Origin of the sequence: Williamwhitmania sp., from assembly GCA_035529935.1 — a bacterium.
In the GTDB taxonomy this organism is placed as follows: domain Bacteria; phylum Bacteroidota; class Bacteroidia; order Bacteroidales; family Williamwhitmaniaceae; genus Williamwhitmania.
On record DATKVT010000059.1, the window covers coordinates 1 to 2,622 of the forward strand.

At 41.6% G+C, this 2,622-nt stretch carries 5 protein-coding genes; 4 read left to right on the forward strand and 1 reads right to left on the reverse strand.

What is annotated here, in order from left to right:
- Positions 1–395 precede the first annotated feature (395 nt).
- The gene (locus VMW01_04180) at positions 396–578 is read right to left on the reverse strand and encodes a hypothetical protein (protein ID HUW05437.1); all 183 of its coding nucleotides are present in this window, start codon (positions 576–578) and stop codon (positions 396–398) included.
- Positions 579–921: 343 nt separating this feature from the next.
- Between VMW01_04180 and VMW01_04185 the strand changes: the two genes are divergently transcribed.
- Genes VMW01_04185 through VMW01_04200 form a run of 4 tightly spaced genes read left to right on the forward strand, consistent with a single transcriptional unit; the run spans position 922 to position 2,497 of the window.
- Positions 922–1,146: a helix-turn-helix transcriptional regulator gene (locus tag VMW01_04185; GenBank protein HUW05438.1), complete on the forward strand. Its 225-nt coding sequence runs from the start codon at positions 922–924 to the stop codon at positions 1,144–1,146.
- A complete protein-coding gene (locus VMW01_04190) occupies positions 1,118–1,453 on the forward strand; it encodes a HipA N-terminal domain-containing protein (protein ID HUW05439.1) in 336 nt (111 codons plus the stop codon). The genes VMW01_04185 and VMW01_04190 overlap by 29 nt, the downstream gene beginning before the upstream one ends.
- Complete coding sequence (locus tag VMW01_04195) at positions 1,446–2,393, forward strand: HipA domain-containing protein (protein HUW05440.1); 948 nt, start codon at positions 1,446–1,448, stop codon at positions 2,391–2,393. The genes VMW01_04190 and VMW01_04195 overlap by 8 nt, the downstream gene beginning before the upstream one ends.
- The gene (locus VMW01_04200) at positions 2,390–2,497 is read left to right on the forward strand and encodes a type I restriction-modification system subunit M N-terminal domain-containing protein (protein ID HUW05441.1); all 108 of its coding nucleotides are present in this window, start codon (positions 2,390–2,392) and stop codon (positions 2,495–2,497) included. Before VMW01_04195 ends, VMW01_04200 begins: the two co-directional genes overlap by 4 nt.
- Positions 2,498–2,622 lie beyond the last annotated feature (125 nt).

The window sequence follows — 2,622 nt, forward strand, 5'->3', positions numbered from 1 at the left end:
CCATAAACATCGTGCGGAATAAGCTGCTGGCAAGGATTTTTGCAGTAGTCAACCGGAGGACGCCATACGTAGACACCTTCAAGTTTGCTGCATAATTTTTTAAATTTACTTGCTTTTATCTTAGAATACGCGGACGTCCTCATCCGTGCCCACCTACAAGTGCACTACACATAAACCTTAGCATCCAGACTAAAAAAGGTAATTACAGCGGCCTACCATAAAGATCAAAGCGCTACCATGGGCCAGCCAGGGGGCTGGTATACCTCTGGCCCATAAGCCAAACCGGGCAAGAGCGCATTGCAGCAGCAACCAATAGTAAACTTACATCCATACCACAAAAAAGGAACTCCGCCGAAGCAGGATTCCCCATTCTACTCTAACCCAAAAAACGGCATCTACGCCTTTTCCATCAAAATTTCCAAAACCGTCAGCTCGCCGTTAACCACGCTTACAGTTTTGGTAGTATTGTTAAGGCCCGGCTTGGAGGCCGTAACCGTATAGCTTCCATCGGCAAGGCTCTTGTAGTAGCTACCGCCGCCCTCCGCGGTTTTAAGAACCAAACAAAACTCATAACCCATAATTCATAACTTTTCCCTACCTTCACGCTACCCAACGGTAGTATCCCTTTGGAGGCGAGTATCTACCTTGATAAATATTTACGCATTGCAAGCGTCCAAAAGTACCGAACTGTTGCTTTTTAAAACCATTTTTCGACTATGACAAAAGAAACATCCATAAAACTGTTTGAGCAACGGCAAATCCGCTCAACCTGGGACGAGAGTATTAAAGCGGAGGAAAGGTTCAAATCTATTTTGAATAATTATATTTAATTGCATATAAATCTTAAGAATTTAAAATAGTTATACGCATAAGCATATAATATTAATCATTTAAGTATATTTGTATGCAAATACATATAATATGAGCATGTTATCAGACTTTGTAAAGGCCCGACGAAAGCAATTGGGCTTAACCCAGGAGGAGTTTGCTGAAAAAGCAGGGGTTGCCCTTACGGTAATCAGAAAAATAGAACAAGGCAAAGAAAACCTCAGCTTGTCAAAGGTAAATCAGGTTCTACACTTATTTGGTCATGTTTTAGGTCCTATAAATGCTAACGATGCGACAAGGAATAGTGAAATACAATAATGAATTGGCAGGTCTCCTAACCGAAGATGACAATGGAGAATATCTTTTTGTGTATGACGAAAAGTATATCCAAACATATCCCAACCAGTTCATCACCTTTCAAATGCCTGTATCCTCACAGCCTTACAGAAACAAAAGATTATTTCCATTTTTCGATGGGCTAATCCCTGAGGGATGGCTGTTAGCTATAGCTGCTGAAAGCTGGAAAATTAACAAGAATGATCGCATGGGGCTTCTACTTGCATGTTGTCAAAATGCTATTGGTGCTGTAAGTGTTCACCCTATAATCCCAAAAGATAATGCATAAATGTCTCTATTGTTATAAGGAGCTGGATGCAAATCAGGAAGGCGATTATCACCCCAAGTGCATCAAAGCATTCTACGGAACAAAATATGCTCCGGATTTACCGTATCGATTGTCGGAAATGGAAAAGTTGGCCAAAGAAGCCGCAGAGCTATCCATAACGGTTCCGGGGGTGCAACCAAAATTATCATTGGGATGGATTAAAAACGAATTGAAAAACGGGCACCAGGGGCGATTAACCATTATGGACGCTTTGGAAGGACATTACATTTTGAAACCACAAAATGCTGATTATCCTCAGATGCCTGAGAACGAACATCTTTCCATGAAATTAGCCGAGTTGTTCAAAATAGACATTGTACCTGTCAATATGATCCGTTTGAAATCAGGCGAATTGTGTTTCATTACCAAGCGCATTGATCGTAACCAGGACGGATCCAAAACGCACATGGTTGATTTCCTGCAAATTCTTGAACTGGCAGATAAATACATGGGCACCATGGAAAAACTTGGAAACACGATTGGCGAATTATCTGTAAATACCCTGTTGGATAAATTGCGTTTTTTTGAGTTGGCCGTTTTCAATTACGTCATTGGCAATAACGATATGCACCTGAAAAACTTTTCCATGTGGCTATCGAAAATGGGCTGGGTGCTGTCGCCTGCCTACGATCTTTTAAATGTAAAAATGGTACTGCCAAAGGATAAGGAAGATGTAGCCTTGCTGCTGGGAGGGAAAAAAGAAAACTTTAACAAAGCATATTTCGACCGCCTTGGTGCTGTTTTAAAATTAAATGACAAACAAATCAATGCGGTTTATAAAAGACTATCGAAATGGTTACCTAAAGCCATTCTATTGATTGATGACTCTTTTTTGGATGAAGAAAGAAAACGTAACTATACAATACTGATTACGGACCGCGTAAACATATTTACTTCATGACCCAACAACAACTCGAAAAATACCTCTGGGGAGCTGCCACCCTACTGCGCGGCACCATCGATGCGGGCGATTACAAGCAGTACATCTTCCCCGCTGGCCTTTAGATTTGCCTTACTGTTTTTAAGTTACTACTTTTAGAAGAAGAGAACGGGGTGAACTCCCACGCTCGCTAGGCCAACGGCCTATTCCGCGTATTAGTCCCCATTCCCCTCTTCCTTCGGCAGCCAAG

Coding starts and splice junctions, on each gene's coding strand:
- VMW01_04180 (HUW05437.1), bottom strand. CDS start 578: ATGGGTTATGAGTTTTGTTTGGTTCTTAAAACCGCGGAGGGCGGCGGT.
- VMW01_04185 (HUW05438.1), top strand. CDS start 922: ATGAGCATGTTATCAGACTTTGTAAAGGCCCGACGAAAGCAATTGGGC.
- VMW01_04190 (HUW05439.1), top strand. CDS start 1,118: ATGCGACAAGGAATAGTGAAATACAATAATGAATTGGCAGGTCTCCTA.
- VMW01_04195 (HUW05440.1), top strand. CDS start 1,446: ATGCATAAATGTCTCTATTGTTATAAGGAGCTGGATGCAAATCAGGAA.
- VMW01_04200 (HUW05441.1), top strand. CDS start 2,390: ATGACCCAACAACAACTCGAAAAATACCTCTGGGGAGCTGCCACCCTA.